Origin of the sequence: Enterococcus sp. B2E4, assembly GCF_030499455.1 — a bacterium.
Lineage (GTDB): Bacteria > Bacillota > Bacilli > Lactobacillales > Enterococcaceae > Enterococcus_D > Enterococcus_D casseliflavus.
On sequence record NZ_JAUKPK010000019.1, the window covers coordinates 52,300 to 74,612 of the forward strand.

19 protein-coding genes and 2 tRNA genes are annotated in these 22,313 nt (G+C 43.8%); 2 read left to right on the top strand and 19 right to left on the bottom strand.

Features of this window, described 5'->3' with window-relative positions; translation table 11 throughout:
• Window positions 1-41: 41 nt before the first annotated feature.
• The 14 genes from ftsX to Q1X33_RS13810 all read right to left on the bottom strand — a co-directional run bounded on the left by ftsX (window position 42) and on the right by Q1X33_RS13810 (window position 14,804).
• Entirely contained in the window at window positions 42-926 is an 885-nt protein-coding gene (gene ftsX, locus Q1X33_RS13745) for a permease-like cell division protein FtsX (protein WP_010749773.1), read from the bottom strand.
• Window positions 919-1,605 (bottom strand): cell division ATP-binding protein FtsE, encoded by a 687-nt coding sequence (gene ftsE, locus Q1X33_RS13750; RefSeq protein WP_005228783.1) that lies wholly within the window; start codon window positions 1,603-1,605, stop codon window positions 919-921. The genes ftsX and ftsE overlap by 8 nt, the downstream gene beginning before the upstream one ends.
• Window positions 1,606-1,717: 112 nt before the next feature.
• A protein-coding gene (gene prfB, locus Q1X33_RS13755; RefSeq protein ID WP_118215357.1) for a peptide chain release factor 2 occupies window positions 1,718-2,825 on the bottom strand; the annotation gives its coding sequence in 2 pieces (ribosomal slippage) (window positions 1,718-2,752 and window positions 2,754-2,825; 1,107 coding nt in all).
• A gap of 88 nt (window positions 2,826-2,913) precedes the next feature.
• A complete protein-coding gene (secA, locus tag Q1X33_RS13760) occupies window positions 2,914-5,418 on the bottom strand; it encodes a preprotein translocase subunit SecA (protein WP_005228781.1) in 2,505 nt (834 codons plus the stop codon).
• Window positions 5,419-5,666: 248 nt separating this feature from the next.
• Window positions 5,667-6,482, bottom strand: coding sequence for a DUF1189 family protein (locus tag Q1X33_RS13765; RefSeq protein WP_034869166.1), 816 nt, complete (start codon window positions 6,480-6,482; stop codon window positions 5,667-5,669).
• Window positions 6,483-6,492: 10 nt separating this feature from the next.
• Window positions 6,493-7,326, bottom strand: coding sequence for a sugar ABC transporter permease (locus Q1X33_RS13770; RefSeq protein WP_016608756.1), 834 nt, complete (start codon window positions 7,324-7,326; stop codon window positions 6,493-6,495).
• Between the two features lie 2 nt (window positions 7,327-7,328).
• Complete coding sequence (locus Q1X33_RS13775) at window positions 7,329-8,618, bottom strand: carbohydrate ABC transporter permease (protein ID WP_005228777.1); 1,290 nt, start codon at window positions 8,616-8,618, stop codon at window positions 7,329-7,331.
• Window positions 8,619-8,778: 160 nt separating this feature from the next.
• On the bottom strand, window positions 8,779-10,044 hold the full coding sequence (locus Q1X33_RS13780; protein WP_015510171.1) for an extracellular solute-binding protein: 1,266 nt from the start codon (window positions 10,042-10,044) through the stop codon (window positions 8,779-8,781).
• Window positions 10,045-10,200: 156 nt separating this feature from the next.
• Entirely contained in the window at window positions 10,201-11,148 is a 948-nt protein-coding gene (locus Q1X33_RS13785) for a LacI family DNA-binding transcriptional regulator (protein WP_005228774.1), read from the bottom strand.
• A 184-nt stretch (window positions 11,149-11,332) separates the two neighbouring features.
• Entirely contained in the window at window positions 11,333-11,890 is a 558-nt protein-coding gene (raiA, locus tag Q1X33_RS13790) for a ribosome-associated translation inhibitor RaiA (protein ID WP_005231866.1), read from the bottom strand.
• A gap of 137 nt (window positions 11,891-12,027) precedes the next feature.
• Window positions 12,028-12,504, bottom strand: coding sequence for a ComF family protein (locus Q1X33_RS13795; protein ID WP_016608760.1), 477 nt, complete (start codon window positions 12,502-12,504; stop codon window positions 12,028-12,030).
• Between the two features lie 196 nt (window positions 12,505-12,700).
• The gene (locus Q1X33_RS13800) at window positions 12,701-14,011 is read right to left on the bottom strand and encodes a DEAD/DEAH box helicase (RefSeq protein ID WP_034869159.1); all 1,311 of its coding nucleotides are present in this window, start codon (window positions 14,009-14,011) and stop codon (window positions 12,701-12,703) included.
• 106 nt (window positions 14,012-14,117) lie between these two features.
• Entirely contained in the window at window positions 14,118-14,438 is a 321-nt protein-coding gene (locus Q1X33_RS13805; RefSeq protein WP_005228768.1) for a PTS sugar transporter subunit IIB, read from the bottom strand.
• A 72-nt stretch (window positions 14,439-14,510) separates the two neighbouring features.
• The gene (locus Q1X33_RS13810) at window positions 14,511-14,804 is read right to left on the bottom strand and encodes a hypothetical protein (RefSeq protein WP_005228767.1); all 294 of its coding nucleotides are present in this window, start codon (window positions 14,802-14,804) and stop codon (window positions 14,511-14,513) included.
• 110 nt (window positions 14,805-14,914) lie between these two features.
• On the opposite strand from Q1X33_RS13810, the gene Q1X33_RS13815 reads away from it, so the two are divergent.
• Entirely contained in the window at window positions 14,915-15,556 is a 642-nt protein-coding gene (locus Q1X33_RS13815; protein WP_301969704.1) for a YigZ family protein, read from the top strand.
• Between the two features lie 193 nt (window positions 15,557-15,749).
• Here Q1X33_RS13815 and Q1X33_RS13820 read toward each other — a convergent pair whose 3' ends face one another.
• Together Q1X33_RS13820 and Q1X33_RS13825 are read right to left on the bottom strand one after the other, a co-directional pair.
• Window positions 15,750-16,457, bottom strand: coding sequence for a GntR family transcriptional regulator (locus Q1X33_RS13820; RefSeq protein WP_005228765.1), 708 nt, complete (start codon window positions 16,455-16,457; stop codon window positions 15,750-15,752).
• A 198-nt stretch (window positions 16,458-16,655) separates the two neighbouring features.
• A complete protein-coding gene (locus Q1X33_RS13825; protein ID WP_034869156.1) occupies window positions 16,656-20,882 on the bottom strand; it encodes a 2-hydroxyacyl-CoA dehydratase in 4,227 nt (1,408 codons plus the stop codon).
• Between the two features lie 174 nt (window positions 20,883-21,056).
• On the opposite strand from Q1X33_RS13825, the gene Q1X33_RS13830 reads away from it, so the two are divergent.
• Entirely contained in the window at window positions 21,057-21,662 is a 606-nt protein-coding gene (locus Q1X33_RS13830) for a TetR/AcrR family transcriptional regulator (protein WP_005228762.1), read from the top strand.
• Between the two features lie 49 nt (window positions 21,663-21,711).
• Here Q1X33_RS13830 and Q1X33_RS13835 read toward each other — a convergent pair whose 3' ends face one another.
• The 3 genes from Q1X33_RS13835 to Q1X33_RS13845 all read right to left on the bottom strand — a co-directional run bounded on the left by Q1X33_RS13835 (window position 21,712) and on the right by Q1X33_RS13845 (window position 22,191).
• Window positions 21,712-21,879, bottom strand: a complete 168-nt coding sequence (locus tag Q1X33_RS13835; protein ID WP_005228760.1) for a hypothetical protein — start codon at window positions 21,877-21,879, stop codon at window positions 21,712-21,714.
• Between the two features lie 152 nt (window positions 21,880-22,031).
• Window positions 22,032-22,103 (bottom strand) — tRNA-Gln (locus Q1X33_RS13840).
• A 4-nt stretch (window positions 22,104-22,107) separates the two neighbouring features.
• Window positions 22,108-22,191 (bottom strand) — tRNA-Tyr (locus Q1X33_RS13845).
• Between the last annotated feature and the right edge of the window lie 122 nt (window positions 22,192-22,313).

Here is a 22,313-nt window from a genome sequence, read left to right on the forward strand (position 1 = left end):
AAAAAAAGCCGATCTTGACGATCGACTAAAAAAACATCGGTTTAGAATTTTAAGAAACGGCGCATTGATAAGACGGAACCAAGTGAACCGATCACGATCCCAATCAGTGCCATCACACCGCAAACTTGTAATAGAAACATATTTGGTGCAATTAAACTGTAATTTGAACGCAGTAAGGATGGATTGACCATTGCATAAACTTGGTGGTAGCCGAAGTACATTAATGCAATCGGAACGATCGAACCTAAGAGTCCGATCCAGCCGCCTTCAAGGAAGAATGGCCAACGAATGTAGCCGTTTTTCGCCCCCACCAGACGCATGATCTGAATTTCTCTTTGACGAGACAAAATCGTGATCCGAATCGTATTAGAGATCAGGAACATTGCCACAAAAATCAATAAGACAGCAGCAGCTAAGCCCCAAGTCCGCACAGCAGCAGACAATTCAAAGATTCGGTCAGAAGAATCTCCGCCGTAATCGGCTTTGAAAACATTTGGCAATTCGCCAGCTTGCTCAGCGATCTCTGTCGTATACTCTGGATCTGTTGCACTGACGACAAACACGTTATACAGCGGATTGCTGTCGCCTTCGAACAAGTTCCATGAATCCCCCATTGCATCTTGGATCTTCTGCAATTCTTCGTCTCGGCTAGAAAATTTCACTTCTGAAACGTTCGGCAGATCATTTAAGGACTGTTCCAAAGCATCCATGTCTTCTTGTTCCGTACCAATATCAACGAAAACCGAAACGTCCACATTCTCGCGAATGTCTTCAGCTAGTTTTGTTGCATTTAAGATTACACCTAGAAAAATACCGACTAATGTCAGTGTGATCGTTACCGCACTCAATGACGCAATAGTCATCCAGCCGTTACGCTTTAAACTTTTGATACTCTCCAGGAGATGACGGAAAAATGTTCTAATCATCGTAACCATATTCTCCTTCCGCTTGGTCGCGAATAATGCGGCCATTTTCAATCGCGATCACGCGATGACGAATCGTATTTACGATCGTACTATTATGGGTCGCCATAACGACCGTTGTTCCTTGGGCATTGATCCGATCAAGCAACTTCATGATTTCCCATGAGTTTTCAGGATCTAGATTCCCCGTTGGTTCATCCGCAATCAATACTTTCGGCGTATTTACGATGGCACGAGCGATCGACACCCGTTGTTGTTCCCCACCGGAAAGCTCACTTGGAAATACCCGCACCTTATGTTTCAGGCCGACCAAGTCTAACACTTCCATCACCCGTTTTTTGATATCACGAGGTTTGCGGCCGATAACTTGCATAGCATAAGCAACATTTTCAAAGACCGTTTTCCGTGGTAAAAGTTTATAATCCTGAAAGACCACGCCGATTTCCCGACGCATCAATGGGATCTCGCGGTTTTTCATGCCGACCAAATCATATCCTGCGACATTCAAAACGCCTTTAGTTGCTTTTTCTTCCCGATACATCAATTTGATAAAGGTTGATTTGCCGGCACCCGATGGGCCCACGACATAAACAAACTCTCCTTGATCAATTGAAATCGAAAGGTTACGGATAGCAGTCGTACCATTAGAGTACTTTTTCATTATATCTTTCATTTCTATCATACAGCTATCTCTCCATCTCAAATTTTCATTCTGGCTTATTATAGCATGAATATATTTCACCTTGCTTGCAACAGATTACAATTATGTTTCAATCTGTTTAAGTCACACAAGGTTATTTTTGATTCAGTTTCAGCTTCAAATACGCGTCGATAAAGCCATCCAAATCGCCATCCATGACTGCCTGTACATTCCCAGTTTCGAAATTCGTTCGGTGATCTTTGACCATCGAATAGGGATGAAAGACATAAGAACGGATTTGCGAGCCCCAACCAATTTCTAACTGCTCGCCTCGCAAAGCTGCTGCCTCTTGCTCTTTCTTTTCCACTTCTAATTGATACAGCTTGGCTTTCAACATCCCCATCGCTTGCTCACGGTTTTTCAATTGTGAGCGCTGGGCTTGGCTAGCAACGACCGTTCCTGTCGGAATATGGGTGATCCGCACAGCAGATTCGGTTTTGTTGATGTGCTGTCCACCCGCACCACTTGCGCGGTACGTATCGATTTTCAAATCATCTGAGTTGATTTCCACATCGATCGCCCCATCTAATTCTGGCATCACATCCACCGAGCAAAATGACGTGTGCCGTCTCTTGGCTGAATCAAAAGGTGAGATCCGAACTAAACGATGAACGCCTTTTTCCGATTTCAAATACCCATAGGCGTTGTGGCCTTTTACAAGTAAAGTGACACTTTTGATCCCCGCTTCATCACCAGCTTGATAGTCGAGGGTCTCTACTTGATACCCGTGTTGTTCGCAAAAACGAGTATACATCCGTAACAGCATGCTGCCCCAGTCTTGTGATTCGGTACCGCCTGCACCAGGATGAAGCTCGATGATGGCGTTATTTCGATCATAGGGTTCATCTAACAGCATCGACAATTCATAAGACGCCATTTTCTCGTTTAGCTTCGTGATCCGTGCTTCAAGTTCTGCTTCCATTTCTGGGTCTGCTTCTTCTTGAATCATTTCCAACATCACTTCCAGCTCTTCCAATTCTTCTGCTAACTGATTGAACTGATCGTAGGTCTCTTTGTTGGCATTGTTTGCGTTAATGACTTGTTGAGCTTTTTCTGAGTCATCCCAAAAGGTGGGATGTGCCATTTGGTGTTCCGCTTCCGCAATGTCCTCTTCTAACTGATCTAAGTCAAAGAGACCCCCTAAAACTGATTATTTTTTCATTCATCTGGGTCAATTGATTCCGAATATCTGCGATTTCCATTAAAATTCCTTCTTTCTTTTTTTCTTACAAACGAAAGTAGACTGGACAAAAACGTCTGCCAGCCTACTCTCAACTTTTTCAAAACGTGTTACATATTTTTCCCGTGGCAATTCTTGAATTTTTTCCCGCTGCCGCATGGACAAGGATCGTTACGACCAACGTTTTTGAAACTTGGTGCTTGGGCAGCAGGTGCTTCTTCTACCCCTTGTGCTTCCCCTTGAGCAACTTGTTCCCGTTGAACGTTTTGACGAATCTCTGCCTTCATAAAGAGACGAGTTACTTCATATTCGATCGCTCCAACCATGTTCTCAAACATATTGAATCCTTCTGTTTGGTACTCAACTAATGGATTGTTTTGTCCATAAGCCCGTAACCCAACCGATTGACGCAGCTGATCCATAGCATCGATGTGGTCGGTCCACTTCGTATCGACAACTCGTAAGATGACGACTTTTTCAAATTCCAGTAATTGTTCTGGACTATTAAGTTGTGCTTTCTTTTGTTCAAAGACTTCTTCTGCCCGTTGGTTTAGGTAGTCTTTGATCTCTTGAGCTGATTTGCCCTTGATGTCCTCGATACTGATAGTATCTTCATGAACAAGTGCATTCGCCGCAAAATCAACGATTCCTTCGTAGTTCCAATTGCTTTCTTCTAATTGCGTATGACTGTCGACGACTCGGCTGATGGAACGTTTCACCATATTCATTAATTGTGGTGAAAGATCCGATTCTTCCATGATCACTTCTTGACGTTGTCCGTAAATAACTTCCCGCTGTTCTCGCATCACGTCATCGTATTGCAAGACGTTTTTCCGAGTATCGTAGTTATTGCCTTCCACTCGTCGTTGGGCAGATTCTACTTGTTTTGAAAGCATCTTGCTTTGGATCACGGCGTCGCCTTCATCGATCTTCATCCGATCCAAGAACACTTTGATTCGTTCAGAACCAAAACGCTTCATTAAATCATCTTCTAACGACAAGTAAAATTGCGACATCCCTGGATCTCCTTGACGTCCCGCACGTCCCCGCAACTGATTATCGATCCGTCGGGATTCATGACGCTCAGTACCGATAACTGCCAAGCCGCCTAGTTCTGCAACACCAAGACCTAACTTGATATCCGTTCCCCGACCAGCCATATTGGTCGCGATCGTTACAGCACCTTTTTGTCCCGCATTCAAAATGATTTCTGCTTCTTTAAAGTGATTCTTGGCATTCAATACTTCATGAGGAACTTTCTCACGATCAAGCATTGATGACAATAATTCAGAAGTCTCAACAGCGACCGTCCCTACAAGCACGGGTTGTCCTTTGCGGTGACGCTCTTTGATGTCTTGAACGACTGCTTGGAATTTGCTCGTAAGCGTTGGATAAAGCAAGTCCGCACGATCATCCCGTAAGATTGGTTTGTTCGTTGGAATCTGAATGACTTGCATGTTATAGATTTCTCGAAACTCTTCTTCTTCCGTTTTTGCTGTACCAGTCATCCCAGACAGTTTTTTGTACATCCGGAAGTAGTTCTGGAATGTGATCGTCGCCATCGTTTTGGTTTCATCTTCGATTTCGACACTTTCTTTCGCTTCGATCGCTTGATGGAGCCCATCAGAATATCGGCGACCATCCATGATCCGACCTGTAAATTGGTCAACGATCATTACTTTTCCATCTTGCACGACATAATCGATATCGCGAATCATAATGTAATTCGCTCGTAGTGCTTGATCCAAGTGATGGGTCAATGCCGTGTTTTCAATATCATACAAGTTTTCTAAGCCGAAGGTCTCTTCCGCTTTTTCGATCCCACGTTCTGTCAAACCGATCGTTTTTGATTGGATATCGATTTTGTAGTCTTCTTCTTCCGTCAAGCGTTTGACAAAATTGTCGACCCGATTGTATAGCGCAGTTGATTTTTCTGCTTGTCCTGAAATGATCAACGGTGTTCTCGCTTCATCGATCAAGATCGAATCGACCTCATCGACGATGGCATAGTTTAATGGACGCTGTACCATTTGATGACGGTAAACCACCATGTTGTCCCGCAAATAGTCAAACCCTAATTCGTTGTTTGTACTATAAGTGATGTCACAAGCATATGCCGCACGTTTTTCTTCTGCTGATTTTGAGTTGATGTTCAAGCCGACCGTCAACCCTAAAAAGTTGTACAGCTCCCCCATCTCAGTCGAGTCACGAGTTGCCAAGTATTCATTGACAGTTACGACGTGGACACCTTGACCGCTCAAAGCATTCAAATAAACAGGTAATGTCGCCGTCAAGGTTTTCCCTTCACCCGTACGCATCTCTGGGATATTCCCATCATGCAAGACGATCCCACCCATTAATTGGACGTGGTAAGGATAAAGACCCAAAACGCGTTTTGCAGCTTCACGTACTACTGCAAAGGCTTCAGGTAATAATTTATCCAAAGTCTCTCCCTCTTGGAAACGACGACGAAATTCATCGGTTTTCCCGCGTAATTGTTCATCAGATAAAGCGGCCATTTCATCCGCATGTGATTCAACTTGATTCGCAATATGGTCAAGACGTTTTAATTCTTTTTTGTCGTTTTCGATTAATTTTCTAAAAAAATTGGCCATACCTTAATAATTCTCCTTTTACTTCTGCATTATCCTAGCTGGAAACTCTCCTAACTATTTTAGCACTAGTTCACCATAAATGAAATATTTTTCGATAGAACTATCGCATCAATCTTGCGTGATAAACGGATTCTTAACCTTTTTTCACAGATTTTAAAGAAACGCGGAAAAAAAAACACGCAACAAGCCATTGATCGGCGCTGAAAGTCCAGCACACGCCCAAACGTCTTGTTGCGAATGTTTGCAAATTATGCCGTTTTAAAACGGGTTTTTAAGAAAGCTAAGAAGAGCATCAGTAGCATGCCTAAAGACTGAATCCCGATCATCAAGACGATATCAGCGCCAATAAATCCTGCCAACATCGCAACGAGAGAGCCTGCCCCCAGTGCATTTAAAATCACGTTCGTACTTTCTTTGAAGCTGCCGATTGTCGATAGTCGTGATTTTTTCGTCAACCAGAGGAAAAACGCTGCGCCTATGACTAGAATACTATTCATTGCCACCAATAAAAATGCCACTGTGATCGTCTGACTGAAGAAAATCGCTGTCTCGTTGTTGCGATAGAAGCCGTCTTCGATTGCTTTTTGAAACGAAGCCGCATCATCTACTTGATCAGGTGCCATTTCCGCCGTGTAACGCATTTCATAGTGATAAGTTTGTCCATCGATTTCTTCTTTGATGGTCCAGTCTGTTTCCCGAAAATTGATGGCGTATTTCGCTTTTTCAAGAGCCGCTTCTGAAAGCGCAACGCCTATGATCCCCGCTTCTGTTTGGGAAAAGACTTGTGACTCATCCGCTAAAAGTTTGCCATCTTCCAGCTGCAGCTCACTGTATTTTGCTGCCGTTTCTGCCGTCACGAGTGTTTTTGCATGGGGAAAAAATACCGCAAAGGCTTGATCCGTTTGCTTGCTGATCATTAAGGTCAACGGGATCATCAGCAAGGACATCAAGAAAACATAGACGAACACTTGCTGCCAGCGATTTAATTTTTTACGCCATGCATAGACTTTTGTTGGAGAAAAAATGGCCCCAAAGTACGTTAAGGGAAATCGTTGTTCAGACATCCTATCATTCCTATCCTTTTGTTCCGCCAGAGGTCAAACCTGAAACAAAGTATTTTTGTAAGAAGAAAAACAGTGCAGCGATCGGTACGGCGATCAAAATCGCCCCAGCCGCAAAGAGTGCGACCCGTTGGTTACGGGCATCATTGATAAAGGTTTGTAGCCCGACTGCGACGGTCAAACGCTCTTGTGAGCGAAGCAAGAATCGCGCCAGCAAGAATTCGCCGAATGGTCCCATAAAGGCCCACAATGCTTGGACGGCAACCATTGGTTTTACGAGGGGCAAAACGATTTGCCAAAAGATGCGAAAATGCCCTGCACCATCAAGTTTTGCTGATTCATCCAAGTCGATGGGTACCGTATCAAAGTACCCCTTCATCAGCCAAGTATTCATCGGAATCCCACCACCGATATAAATCAGTGTCAAGAACCAGAAGCTATCTAGACCGTTTGCTAATAAGCCCATGACATAAAAAGCGGTCAACGCCGACATTGTCGGTACCATTTGAACGATCAAGAACACCATCAGACTACTTTTACGACCAGCAAAACGGTAACGACTGTAAGTATACCCTGCTAACGTTACGATCATTACTTGAATGATCATCGTCGAAACGGCCACGATCAAGGTGTTTTTATACCATGTCAAATACGGGGTTTCATTGAATAAACGTCGAAAGTTGTTCAATGTCCAATCCGCATCAAAATCTAAGCGAAAAGCGATCATGTTCCCTGCCTTGAAGGCTGAGGTTGCGGTAATCAACAAGGGATAGATGATAATGATCGATAACGCGATCATAAACAAGTAGGTAAATAATTTGCTGAAAGAAAACTTCTTCTTTTTCATCCTCAATCCTCCATATTAAATGCATTCGTCTTTTTAAACACCAGTAATGAAATGGAGATCACCACAAAGGAAATGATCAAGGTCAATGCAGAAGCAATCGAATATTGTGGTGAGCCGCCGGTCGTCAGTTTGTAGATCCATGAAATCAAAATATCTGTCGATCCAGCATTTCCGCCTAAACTCCCTGGTCCACCTTCGTTAAATAGATAGATCATCGAGAAGTTATTAAAGTTCCCTGTATATTGCGTAACGAAGGTTGGGGCTGCTACCAAAAAGATTGCCGGCAGCGTAATGTTCCGAAAACGCTGCAACGCATTGGCTCCATCCATTTTTGCTGCTTCATACAAATCTTCAGAAATGGATTGTAAAATCCCCGAAACCATTACATAGATGTAAGGAAACCCTAACCAACCCTGAATTAAAATAATCGCCGTTTTCGTCCAAAACGGATCGGTCTTCCAAGCAATGTTCCCAATATCCACAAAGGGCAGATTGTTCAATAGCGGGATCACCTGCGTATTGATCGCTCCTGCGGTATCATTGAACATATTTGAAAAACTCATGATTGTGATAAACGCTGGCACCGCCCAAGGAAGCAAGAAAATCACCCCAAAGACGCGACGAAACTTCACAAATTTTTGATTGGCAACAACTGCTGTCAGTATGCCGAGTGTAATTTGCAAGGTGGTTGCTAAAACGGTCCAAATCACCGTCCAACTGAATACTTTTACAAAGGTGTCGCGGTAAGAACTTAAGGTGAAGATATTCGTGAAATTCGAAAAACCGATCCAGTCGATTAAGTTTGCTGGCGGAATGTGTCGAAAATCATAGTTGGTAAATGCCATAAAGAGCGTCACCATTACTGGAAAAATAATTGCTACGATCATTACCAAGTAGGCAGGGATCGTCAGTAAGTACGCGAACCCATCTTCGTATAATTTTTTGAAAAATTCTTTTCTCGTAACAGCTACCGGGAAGCCTTTTTCAATGCTTTGCCGAATCTGATAGGCATCTTTGATATTTAATACCCAAAAGATAATGAAAATAACGGTAACGATGACCTGCAGTGTTCCTTCAATCAACAAGAACAAAGAGTTGTCTTCCATTGGTACTGATCCGAGTGTGACAAAGTTATAAAGTGCTTGTCCACCAAACAAAAGCATTTCGACCAGAAAAATCAGAAAGGCTGCAAAAAAGAGACCCGCTTTGAATTTCTGACCATTTTTGAATTGTCCCCCACCAGGGATGATTGAAAGAAGCGCTGTCTGCATGGCTTGTGAATTCGTCCTCATATGTATCCTCCTTAAAATCGAAAGTCTGCCAAGCGTCCGACGATCGATAGAAAACAATCTCGTCAAGCAATTTCTTGCGTGCTACGTTGCAAGGAATCCTTTTGACAAACATCCTCTATAGAATCGTCGACATGAATGACAGACCGTAATCGGCTAATTATTAGTATTTCTGCTCAATCGCTTCTTCGATTGTTTTGGCAGCATTATCCGCTGCTTCTTGAGGAGTCATATTGCCTGAACCTGCATCAAACAGCATGTTTTCAGCCCCTACCCAAACCTCAGACATTTCAGGGATATTTGGCATTGGTTGTGAAACACTGTATTGCTCAATCACTGCTTTTGCTACTGGATCATCAGAAGCAGCGACTGTTTCTTGAGCCATAATGTTCGCTGGAATATCATGACGCATGTCATACAATTTCTCTTGATTGGCTTCGTTGGTCAAATACTCGACAAATTGTTGAGAAACGTCTTTGTTTTGTGAGTAGTTAGATACCACCCACGCTTTTCCGCCGCCAAATGTTTCATAGTCGTTGCCGTTGTTTAGCGTTGGGATTTTCGCTACTCCATAGTTGATGCCTGCTTCTTCAAAGCCGTTCACGCCCCATGGTCCATAAATGATAGCTGCTGTTTTGCCTTGATTGAAGTAATCCAACATCAAGTTTTCGTTGGCTGATACATCAAGCATTCCTTGCGGCCAGACATTTTGGAACCAATCAGTTGCATACGTGATTGCCTCAACAGAACCTTCGTTGTTCAGCCCTAGATCAGAGGGATCTGTTCCTTCATCACCAAAGACATACCCGCCATGCCCCGCTAATAGACCATACGTATAATAAAAGTCCGTCCAACGAGCTAAGAAACCAACATTGTCATCGCCTTCTGCAAAACGATCATCTTTTGCTAGTTCTTCTAAATCAGAAAAAGTTGCTGGTGCTTCATCGATCAAGTCTTTGTTGTAGAACATGACAACCGCTTCGATCATTGCTGGTGCGCCATAGATCTTATCATCGATGGTCACTTGTTGCTTGTCGGTATCGCTGTACCGTCCATCATCTGGCAAAGTCATTTCTGCCAAATGTCCTTGGGAGCCTACTTGACCCACACGGTCATAAGGAGACATCGTAACATCTGGACCTTTCCCAGCAGGACCGTCTAGTTGAAGCGCATCCATTTGATCGAACATGTCCATTTCCACAACGTTGATGGTGACATCATTTTCAGATTCAAAGTCAGATTTCACTTCATTGATATAATCAATATAGTCTGCGCCTACAGAGACCGTGATCGTTTTTTCATCGCTACCTGAACCTGCATCTGCATTACTACCATCGGTACTACCGCCGTTGCCGCCACATGCTGCAAGCGCTAACAACGCACTTCCTGAAACTAATCCTAGAGCTGCCTTTTTCCAATTCACTTTCATCCTGTTTACCTCCTGCAATTTGTAACTCTATTATGCAACCGGTTTCTTAAAATGGCAAACATTTTCTAAATGTTAGCGATAACAAAAATTGAAAAAGCCTTTAAATTAAGATATTGAGGAATTGAAAAGAAATTGTGCAACCATTTGCTTAATTTTTCACCTTGTGGATTCACGAACCACGAGTTGCGGTAAAAAGCGCTGTTGTCGCAGGCTCGTATCGTTCTGTTCAATTTTTTGAATCAGTAATTCACCACAAGCTTCGCCCATCTCAACGATGGCTTGCTTCATAGTCGTCAACTTGGGCGAGCTGACCTGATCCAGGAATACCCCATCGTAGCCGACAATCCCAAAATCCTTTGGTATCTGCGCGCCAATCGACTGCAAGCCTTGATTGATGCCTAGTGCCAAACGATCCGTCGCACAAATAAAACAAGTATTTTCCGCAAATTGCTCCTTCTGTGCTGTGATAAAGGTGCGGGCTGCGGAAGAACGGTTCTCAAAACGATGGATTTTTGGTGCTTGTCCTGTTTTTGTGACTGTATCTATGTACCCTTTTTCTCGACTTTTCGTAAATGCTTCTTCCAACTCTAAACCAATATAGACCAAGTGTTGATAGCCAGTATCGAGGGCGTGTTTACAAGCAGAAACGATCCCTTGGTAGTTGTCACTGTCAACAAAGCTGAATCCAGCTTCATTTTCACCAAATAGAACGACGGGTTTCTTTAAATTTTTTATCCAGTCCATATCCTTTTGGCGAAATCCCGTAATGATACAACCATCTGCTGGGCCACGATCCACCCCATCCGTCGTAACCAGCTGCAACGAATAATGCGCTTTGCCGATGGAACGAGCGATCCCCACTAATAAATTCATATAGTATGGCTCCGTCGTGTCCATCTCCTCTAAGATATACACTTTGATGATATGGGAACGCTTGGAAACTAATGATTTGGCAGCAATATTCGGTTGATAATCCAGTTCTAGCATTGCTTGATGAACGAGCTGCTTTAGCTCTTCGGTCACTTTATCTGGATGGTTGATCACTCGAGAAACGGTCATTGCGGAAACATTTGCTTTTTTGGCGACATCTGCTAACGTAGTCATGATTCACTCTCCCTGTATTATTTCATCTATAGTATAACACAATAAAACAAAAGAGAAACAAAGCCAACTTTTATATAGAAAGATTTCTTGCTTCATTCCAAAAGATAAAAAAACAGAGCAGCTTCTCAGCTACTCTGTCAAAAAAGACTTTTTTTGGGGTGTCGCCAAAAGGATCCCACACGTGTTAATCCGTTTCGATCAACCCGTATTTACCATCTTTCCGACGATACACAATGCTCGTTCCATTCGTTTCCGCATCTTCAAAGATAAAGAAGTTGTGTCCAAGCATGTTCATTTGTAAAACAGCTTCTTCACTATCCATTGGTTTTAAAGACAAACGTTTTGTACGTACGATGTCTAAATCAGAACCATTGGTTTCTTCATCGTTTGCTTCAGTTGTGAACAAATCACCATCTGTTGGCGGAACCAACGCTGTCTCACGAGATTTGCGATTGATTTTTGTTTTGAATTTGCGGATTTGGCGTTCCAATTTGTCAACAACCAAATCGATACTAGCATATAGATCAGGTGAAGTTTCTTCCGCACGTAGAACTAGGAATGGTAAAGGAATCGTTACTTCTACTTTTGCAGTTTTTTCTGTATAAACTTTCAAATTAACGTGTGCTGTTGCTTCTGGCACATCATTAAAATAACGTTCTAATTTACCTACTTTTTTCTCGACGTAATCACGGATCGCTTCTGTTACCTCGATATTTTCGCCACGCACATTATATCTAAACATAAAAATTACCCCTTTCGTCTACCAGTAAAGAAGGAAAAGGACCACTCTTTTCTTCTTCTTAACTCTATTATATCGAACTCTTGGTCATTTGCCTAGTAAATCGAACAATTTTCTTTAAGCGTTTTCAAAATAACGTTTCAACGAGCAATTGAAAAAGAACGAATCGACTGGGGGCCAAAGGACTGCAGTGCTTCAGCTGCATGATATAACGTTCTACCGGTAGTATACACATCATCGATCAACAATAATTTTTTCCCTTTGATTTCACACGCTACATCTGGCTTCACTGCAAAGGGTTGCGCCTCTACTAATCGTTGCCTGCGAGAACGTTGTGCCTGTGGTGCGGTATCAACAACTTTCTCCAGTAACTCTTGAAATCTGACTCCGGCGGCTTCCAGCACAGCGGTGACTTGATTAAACCCTCGCTGTTGGTAACGCTCTGCCGATAGTGGGATGGGAATCAAACACTCATAGTCAAACCTGTTGAGTTTCTGTTTGATCACAGGCGCAAACGTCCCCCGCAACTGATAGTTTCCCATCAGTTTGTATTCGTGAAGCCAATCCTTCATTCCTTGATCGTAAGCAAATAGCGCTCGGTGCTGCAATTGTATCATGGGACACGTTTCTTCCCAATAGAGACAATCGCTGCAAAACTCAGTTTCTTTTTTTCCACACGAAGGGCAGCAGGTTCGCCAATCGATCACTGAAAACTGTTGGGCACATTGCGGGCACAATTCATTTTCTGGGATACGCCAAGGAGCCAACACCTCAATGATCGTTCGTTCTCTAGGAAAAGTCCTTTTACACCAACTACACACCATCGGTCAGCCAGCTTTTTGCCAATTGGTTCATTTCCTTGATTTCGTTGAGTGCTTTTCGGATCGCTTCCGTCATTTGGTCGTAGAAAAAAATGACCTCCCCTTCCGTATAGGCCCCTTTACGATCGACACGACCAGCAATTTGCACGAGCGCCGATTTTGTAAAGACTGGATGATTAGCACCCAATACGATGACTGAGACGTTTTCAAACGTCACCCCACGCTCTAAAATCATCGTTGTAAACAACACCTTGTAAATCTGTCGACGAGCAGACGCTACTTTTTCGCTCCGTTTTTGATCTTGCGACGAAACGCTAGTCAAAGACCATGACGTGCCTTGTCGGCGGACAGCCGCTTCTACTTCCTTCATCAGCGCAATGCTTGGACAAAACACCAAGACAAAGTTTTTTTGAAGCAGCCGCTGCAACTGCTGCAGCAATGGTCGCAGCCAACGTTTTCTGCGATAAGCCTGCGCCCAGTGACTATAATGAACAGGTTTTGGAACGATCAATGGACGCTGATGAAACCGCAGCGGCATTCTCAAGACAGCGAATTTTCCACGAATTTCTTGCAGCAGTCGTTCTGAAGGCGTCGCACTTAAATAGATCAGACACCCGTTTTTGGCTAAGGCATTGTATAATCCGTAACGCAGCTGCGCATCGCCCTCGTAGGGAAATGCATCTACCTCATCCACCACGATCAGTTGAAAGCTCCGATAAAAATGCAGTAGCTGATGGGTGGTGGCAATAAGGATGTTTGTGTAGCGATAAGGCTCTTCTGATTTTCCATAAAGGAGCAAGCTTTCCTCTTGTGGAAATGCTTGCTGAATCCGCGGAAACAATTCACGACAAACATCGATCCGAGGTGAGACGATCGCCACTCGACCACCTTCTTGCCGAACGTAGCGGATCGTTTCAAAGATCATTTCGGTCTTCCCTGAACCCGTGACCGACCAAACAAGCGAGGATCGCTTTTGTCGACAATTAGACACCAATTGCTGGGAAATTTTTTGCTGAAACTGCGTCAATGCTCCTGGCCAGACGATGTGGTGATCAATGGCTGGACTATCCGTAGGTTGAATCACCAGTCGCCCATTTGATGTGATCCGACCATAGCGAATACAGGTTGGACAGTAATAGCTGCCTATCGGTAATTGCACCGACGGCTTGCGGTGGGAAGAACCGCATCGCTGACAAACGATTCTCTGCCCCTGCTCGAGCATTGCCGGTCGAGAATCAAAGGGTTTTCCTACATTCATTGTTTCATCTAAAACAAAAAATTGTCTTCCTTTTTGATTGGTCATAACATACACCTCAGTTTTAAGTACGCAAAAAAATCGGTTCAACTACTTTTTGAAAAGTACTTGAACCGATTACAGGTTTCTTGTTTGCTTCAACAGCAGGTCTTGCTTATTCGCCGATCAATGTCAAAGCTTGATCTAAGACTTTTTCGCCGTTCATCATGCCGTAATCTGCCATGTTGATTACTTCTAAAGGAATTCCTTTTGGCGCTAGACGTTTCTCAAAATCGCCTTTCATGAAACGAACTTGTGGTCCTAATAATAAAACATTTACGTCTTTGCTTTCTAAATGTTGATCTGCTTCTGAAGCGGAAACTGCAAAAATATCTGCTTCTAATCCTTTTGCTTCAGCTGCTTTTTGCATTTTTGTTACTAATAAGCTTGTACTCATTCCTGCAGAACAAACTAACATAATTGTTTTTTTCGCCATATCGAACACTCCTTGAATTTTAAGAATAAGATAACATTTCCTATCTCTAGTATAGAACAAGTTTGAAATTTGTCAACGCTTTCTATCCAGCAGCCAGTTTGATTTTACTAAACGGTTAAAAACGACATACTCTTTTTTTAAATTGACGAGGACTACCTCATAGCCGGCATTCAGCCACGCATAGGCCCCGTTTTCAGGATGTCGGTAATCATTTGCCCACCAATCCGTACTCGTGCGGGCACTTTTGGGCAAACCGGATGCTGGGAAAAGAAATTCATCAAACTGGGTAAAGGTTAACGTAATTTGTGAACCGCCGTTGTTTTTTAAATAGTGCGTGATCGTATCGTACTTTTTGCGTCTACCCAAAGCAACTGCCTCCTCTTTTTCAGGTCTGTGTTGGTGCCTTTTTCTTTCTTCTATTTGTAACTTTCCTTCCGATTGCCTATACTAGAAACATAAAGGAGGCGATCGTACGCGTGACTTATCGAACGATCCGACAAGATGGAGAAACGGAAATAGAAATCAAAAAATCGCGTTTCATCTGTTCGTTAAAACGAATCCAATCAGAAGATGAAGCCAAAGCGTTTATACAAGCCCTCAAAAAAGAACATTGGAAGGCGAATCATCATTGCAGCGCCTATGTATTGGGTGAAAACCATGAGATCCAACGCAGCAGTGATGATGGTGAACCTAGCGGCACCGCTGGAGTACCGATTTTAGAAGTATTGAAGAAAAATGACTTGATCAATATGGTCGCTGTCGTTACCCGCTACTTCAGTGGAACGAAACTTGGCGCTGGCGGATTGATCCGCGCTTATTCCAGTTCAGCTTCCGCTGGCATCAAGGCGGTGGGAATCGTCGAAGGCGTTTTGCATCAAGAGCTTGCATTGACCATTGATTATCCCCTTTTAGGTAAGCTGCAAAACTATTTAGAACTGCAGAACATCTACGTAAAAGACATTGCTTATACCGAGAAAATCGTTGTTACCTTAATGATTCCCGAAGCAACGCTTGCCGACCAAGAAGCCACTTTGATTGATTTGCTGCAAGGGCAAGTGCAGCTAAACAAAGGCAAGACCGAATATGTAGAGCGCCTCATCGAGGAGCCAACCGAGTAACTGTGCAGGGCAAGCACCGGTCAGGTTTGCTTTTTTCCTCAAAGCGCGGACCCTTATGCCGCTTGCTGCAGCGAATGCAGGAACGCCCAATCGTTGAAAAACCGAATTGACCGATGCGGAGCAACAGCACGTATGCTCGCAGTGTCCTTTCGGCTTTTTCGCGTCTTTTTTGTTTCCAGCCGTCTCAGGCAGCTTATTTTTCCATATAAAATTCGAAACGATTGCCGACATATTGGGTGCGCACATATTCAAATGGTTGTCCATCTTCAAATGAAGTGATTTGCCGCATACGTAAAATCGCATCGCCGCGTTTGATTTGTAAGTAATCAGCAATTTGCTCGGAAGCGACCATAGCTGAGATCGTCTGTGAAGCGCCGCCGATTTTCCGCTGTCCTTTTTCTTCCAACACTTTATAGAGGGAAGAGATGATCTCCTCCTTGCTAAAGTCATGAATAAACTTTTCAGGGATACTCGCTACTTCAAAACAGATCGGCACATCATCCGCATACCGAATCCGTTCCATCCGTAAAATCGTTTCGTGTCCTTCTAATTGCAGCTTTTCCATCTCACTGGAGCTAGGTGCCGTCAAGAAATAAGCGACCGCTTTGCTGGAAGGCTTACGACCAAGAGAATTCATAATTTCGGTAAAACTCGTCGTGCCCGTCATTTTCTCTTGTACTTTTTGGCGAGCCACATAAGTGCCAGAACCGATTTTGCGCTCAAGAATCCCCTCATCCGCTAAGGTTTGGATCGCTTGCCGCAACGTCATGCGACTCACGCCGAATTGTTTTGACAACTCCCGTTCTGAAGGCAGACGATCCCCGATTTTGTATGTATTGTTTTCGATATTGGCTTTGATTTGATCATGAATCTGGATATAAACAGGTAATTTTTCCACCACTACACATTCCTCCGTTCCCCTCCTATTATAACTGGTATATACCTAAATAGCTAATAAAAAAAGCAAAAACTGCTCAGTTTTTCTCAATTTGTGCGAACTCTTTCCCCATTTTATAGGCAGAAAAAGAAGTTATCACAAATTGTCCAAACAAGAGCAGTCTCTTTGCTTTTAAATTGGTTCGGTCGCTGGCTTGAGAATTTATTCAGCCAACGCTTTATTGGCAGTGGCCATCAGCAAGCGAATGCGATTCAATTGATTGACGATCGAAACACCTGGATCGTAATCAATCGCTGCAATGTTCGCCTGTGGGTACTGGCGACGCAGCTCTTTCATGACGCCTTTTCCTACTACATGGTTTGGCAGACAGCCAAATGGTTGCAGACAAATGATATTGTTGACATTATTTTCCAACAGATCGATCATCTCACCGGTCAAGAACCAGCCTTCTCCCGTATGATTGCCGATGGAAACAATCTCGCTCGCTTGCTCGGCAAGCTGATGGATCGAATGAATGCCCTCAAAGCGCGTTGACGCCCTAAGTGCTTTATCCATCGGTTTTTGGAGCCTTTCAATCGCCATGATCGTAAAATCAGCGATCATTTTGCTTTTCTTCGCCATCCCCAAATGCTCGTAGCGCCAAATTTGATTGTAGAGGGAATAATTCATGAAGCCGACAATATCTGGTACGACCGCTTCCGCTCCTTCTGCTTCTAACAGGCGAACGACATCATTATTAGCTGTCGGTGAATACTTCACTAAAATCTCTCCCACGACACCGACACGCGGCTTCTTGATATCTCTTATCGGCACTTGATCAAAGTCTTGAATGATTTTCTTCATATTGCGATTAAAGAGGCTGAAGGAGCCATTGCGGACATTTTTGGCAATTTTTTCCAGCCAATCTTGGTGAAGCCGATCGACAGCCCCTGCTTCTTGCTCATATGGACGGGTGCGATAAACGACTCGTTCAAAGAGATCCCCGTATAAAAATGCCACCGCCAAGCGTTTCATCATCGGCAAGGTAAAGCGAAAGCCCGGATTTGATTCAACACCAGTATTGCCCATCGAAATAGATACCACCGGTACTTGCGGAAATCCTGCATCGTTCAATGCTTTACGTAACAAGGGAATATAGTTCGTTGCGCGACACCCACCGCCCGTCTGGGTCATCAATACGCTGGTGTTTTCGACGTCATATTCCCCGCTTTGTAGCGCTTCTACCAGCTGTCCAATGGAAATGATGGCCGGGTAGCAGGCATCGTTATTGACAAAGCGCAAACCGACATTGACTGCTTCTCGATCTTCACTGGGCAGACAGACCACTTGATACCCAGAAGCCTGCAAAGCGACATCTACTAATCCGCTTTGGTGGATGGGACTCAACATCGGCAATAAGAGCGTGTGCTGCTTGCGCATTTCTTTGGTAAAAATAATCTTTGCTGGTTCCTCGTATTGCTTTTTAGGAACAAAGTGCTGTTTATCCCGTTCGTTGACTGCTGCTTTCAAGGAACGCAACCGAATCCGAATCGCCCCAAGGTTTGCACCCTCATCGATTTTCAACACCGTATACAGCTTGCCATATTGCGCCATGATCTCTTCGACTTGATCGGTGGTCACTGCATCGATCCCGCAGCCGAAGGAGTTTAATTGAACCAATTCCAACTGCTTGTTTTTCGCCACCACTCGTGCAGCCGCATACAACCGTGAATGATAGACCCATTGATCCACGACCCGCAGATCGCCGACATTTGCTAAATGAGCAATACTGTCCTCTGTCAGTACATGAAAGCCTTCTTGGGTAATGACTTCCGCTATCCCATGGTTGATTTCAGGGTCCAAATGATACGGTCTTCCAGATAAAACGATCCCTTTTTGGTTGGTCGTCATCAGCATTCGCAGCGTTTCTTCTCCCCGTTGCGCAATATCTGCTTTGAACTGATCTAGTTCCTCGAAACCGCTGCGCAGCGCTTGGGCAATTTCGTCTTCAGAAAAACCAAAATCTTGAAACGTCCCCATTAAGGTTTTGACCATTGAGGCTTCATCTGCCAGATTTAAAAATGGACAGCGGTAGTCAACCGCCCCTTCACGAATCGCATCGACGTTGTTACGAATCACTTCTGGATAGCTTTGTACGATTGGACAGTTAAAATGATTTTCAGCGGCAGTGTTCTCTACTCGCTCAAAAATGACTCCTGGATAAAAGATCAACGGTATGTTTTGATCGATCAGAGCTTGGATGTGTCCATGGGCTAGTTTGGCTGGGTAACAAACGGTATCGCTAGGAATCGTTTCGATCCCTTGCTCATATAGTTCTTTATTAGAACGCGGCGACAAGGTTACTCGAAACCCTAACTGGGTGAAAAAGGTATGCCATAGCGGATAATTTTCATAAAGATTCAACACTCTTGGTAAGCCGATTTCCCCATGGAGGGCATCTTTTTTACGCAAAGAACGGTACTTGAACAAGCGGCGGTATTTTTCATCCACGAGATTGACTTTGCGGTCTTCTTTTTTGATTTTGATCCGCGCACCACGTTCGCAGCGATTCCCCGTAATGAATTTTCGACCATCCGAAAAGAGGGTCACGGTTAATAAACAATTGTTTTCGCAAAGACCGCAATTTGTAAATTCTTTTTCTGCTTGAAAATCGGCCATTTCTGCAGGAGACAACAACGTACTGACATCGTCGATCGCCGCTTCTTCTAACGCGATCAACGCCGCCCCATAAGCGCCCATCAAGCCAGCGATCGATGGTCGTACGACTTCACGGCCGCTGATCAATTCAAAGGCGCGCAGAACCGCTTCATTATAGAAAGTCCCTCCTTGGCAGACGATTTTCTCGCCAAGATCTTCGGGGCGCCGAACCTTGATCACTTTATAGATAGCATTCTTTATGACCGAGTAAGACAAGCCAGCCGAAATGTCGCCAACAGAGGCTCCTTCTTTTTGGACCTGTTTGACTTTTGAGTTCATAAAGACGGTACAACGCGAACCCAGGTCAACCGGCGCTTGGGCTTTTGTCGCTGCCAGCGCAAATTCTTTGACATCATGATTCATAGATTTGGCGAAGGTCTCAATGAACGAGCCGCATCCTGACGAACAGGCTTCATTTAGCTGAATCGAAGAAAGTGCACCGTCTTTGACTGTCATCGCCTTCATGTCTTGCCCACCAATGTCCAAGATAAAATCAACCCCTGGCTGGAAATGTTCAGCAGCTTTGTAATGGGCCATCGTTTCGACTTCACCGATATCGACCTTCAGTGCATGTTTGATCAGATGCTCACCGTACCCTGTGATCGTTGACTTTGCGATGTAAACGTCAGAAGGCATCTGACGATAAAGCTCTTGTAAAACCGCCATCGTTGTCGCTAACGGCTCGCCTTCATTGTTGCCATAAAAAGAAAACAACAAATCCCCTGCATCATTGATCAAGACGACTTTCGTTGTCGTTGATCCAGCATCGATACCCAAATAAGCAGCACCTTTATGCTCCGACAAAGGTTTTTCTGCAGCAACCGCTTGGGCATGGCGGGCACGAAAAGCAGCCAGTTCTGCTTCGTCTTTGAATAAAGGATCTAGCGTATCTGTTGGCGCAAGTGTGCCGTCTTCTTCATTGGCTAAGCGGTCGCATAGTACAGAAAGCTGCTGCGCTTCTTCTGCATACAGTGCAGCCCCCATCGCCACAAACAGTTCTGGGTTCTCGGGAAAAATGATATCTGCTTCTTGCAGGTTCAACGTATCGATAAATCGTTGACGCAATTCCGACATAAACGTCAGTGGACCGCCTAAGAAGGCTACCTTGCCTTTGATTTTACGACCAGCTGCTAAGCCAGCAATCGTTTGATTGACCACCGCTTGAAAAATACTCGCAGCAATGTCCGCTTTTGCCGCTCCTTCATTGATCAGCGGCTGCACATCAGTTTTGGCAAAGACCCCGCAGCGTGAGGCAATCGGATAAAGGGTTTGGTATCCCTTGGCTAGCTCATTGACCCCATTGGCATCCGTTTTCAATAAAACCGCCATCTGATCAATAAACGCACCGGTCCCACCGGCACAACTACCATTCATCCGCTGCTCCAACGCACCTTCAAAAAAGGTGATCTTCGCATCTTCACCGCCTAATTCGATCGCCACATCCGTTTCTGGGATCACTGTCTCGACTGTTTTGGTACAAGCGATGACCTCTTGGACAAAAGGGATCCGCAAAACTTCTGCCAGCCCCATTCCGCCTGATCCGGTAATCGCCAGCGCAACTGGCTGATCTTGGATTACTGCTTGCGCTTCTTTAATAATTTTTTCCGCTGCCTTTTGGATGTCTGCATAGTGTCGTTCATACCTTGAAAAACACGTTTGATTGCGTTCATCTAACAGAACCATCTTGACCGTTGTTGAACCGACATCGATGCCCGCCTTATATTTTTTCATTTGTTGCCTCCATCTAAACAACACTTTGTTGATTATCTAACAAGCCGTTTGTTATAATACTTATGTTCATTGTAATTCTTTTGATTGATAATTCAACAAACAATTCCAACGAAGGTGTGGGATAAACAACAATTAGACGTTTTTTGTCGTTTATTTTGAAAGGAAATTCACAATATGAAAAAATTGGATTTACGTGTCAAACGAACCAATAAGTACATTATTGAAGCCTTTATTCGCTTAGTTGAAGAAAAAGGCTTCGAGCAAGTGACTGTCCAAAATATCGCAGACGAAGCCATGATCAACCGCGCGACCTTCTATGCCCATTACAAAGACAAGCAAGACTTGTATGAAAAAATATTTGACTTGGCCGTCGAATCTTTTACCTCGATCCTTGACTTTGAAGATTTCGTCCAAGGCAATCGAATCAAGATCCGTAAAATCGAAGCGGCCATGACCGAACTTTTTTTACACATTCAAAAGAATCGCTCTTTTTATTTGACGATCATGGATGCCTCTGCCATTGAGATCATTCGTAAAAAACTGGGGCTGATTTTAACGGAACGGTATCAAGAGATCTTTTCAACCTTGAAGATTACAGAAGGCGATCTTGAAGTGCCCTTAGACTTCATCATTGATTATATGACCTCAATATTTGTTGGCACGCTGCATTGGTGGCTAACGGCAGAAACAACGATGCACGCCGACCATTTAGCAAAACTCGTCATCAAACTAGTGGCAAACGGTCACCTAACTGTCTTGGGGATTGAAATTGAGGAATAAAAAAAGAAACTGCCTATATGCAGTTTCTCTTATGCTAAATGCCCTTTAATCAATGATTTTTTGCGCGCCATTTGATCGTGTCTTTTGTCTTACGCTGTTTTGTCACTTTGATTCCTTTTGGAGCCACACGAATCGCATAGTCTTCCTTTTTGACAACGTCATAGACATGCTCTGCAACTTCCGTTACTTTTTCTTTTAGATTCAGTTTAAATTTCATGTGTTTTCATCTCCCGAATGCTTTACTACTAGCGTATCGCAAATAAAAAAAATCTTCAACTTATAGCCCTTCCTCAAACCAAAAAAAATAATGGTTAAATAACGAAAAAAAACAGCAAGACTACTTGCTGTTTTTTCTGCGTATTCATCTGACTGGGGTAGCTGGATTCGAACCAACGCATGACGGAGTCAAAGTCCGTTGCCTTACCGCTTGGCTATACCCCAATAATGGTGGAGGAGAGTGGATTCGAACCACTGAACCCTAAGGAACGGATTTACAGTCCGTCGCGTTTAGCCACTTCGCTACTCCTCCAAAAGGTTTTTCTCAAACCTGACAATAGTTATAATACCGAAAAAGATAACAAATTGCAAGAGCAAAAAGTAAATTTTTCTAGAAATTATTCATGTAAATTCCATTGGCGAATAATCATCTCG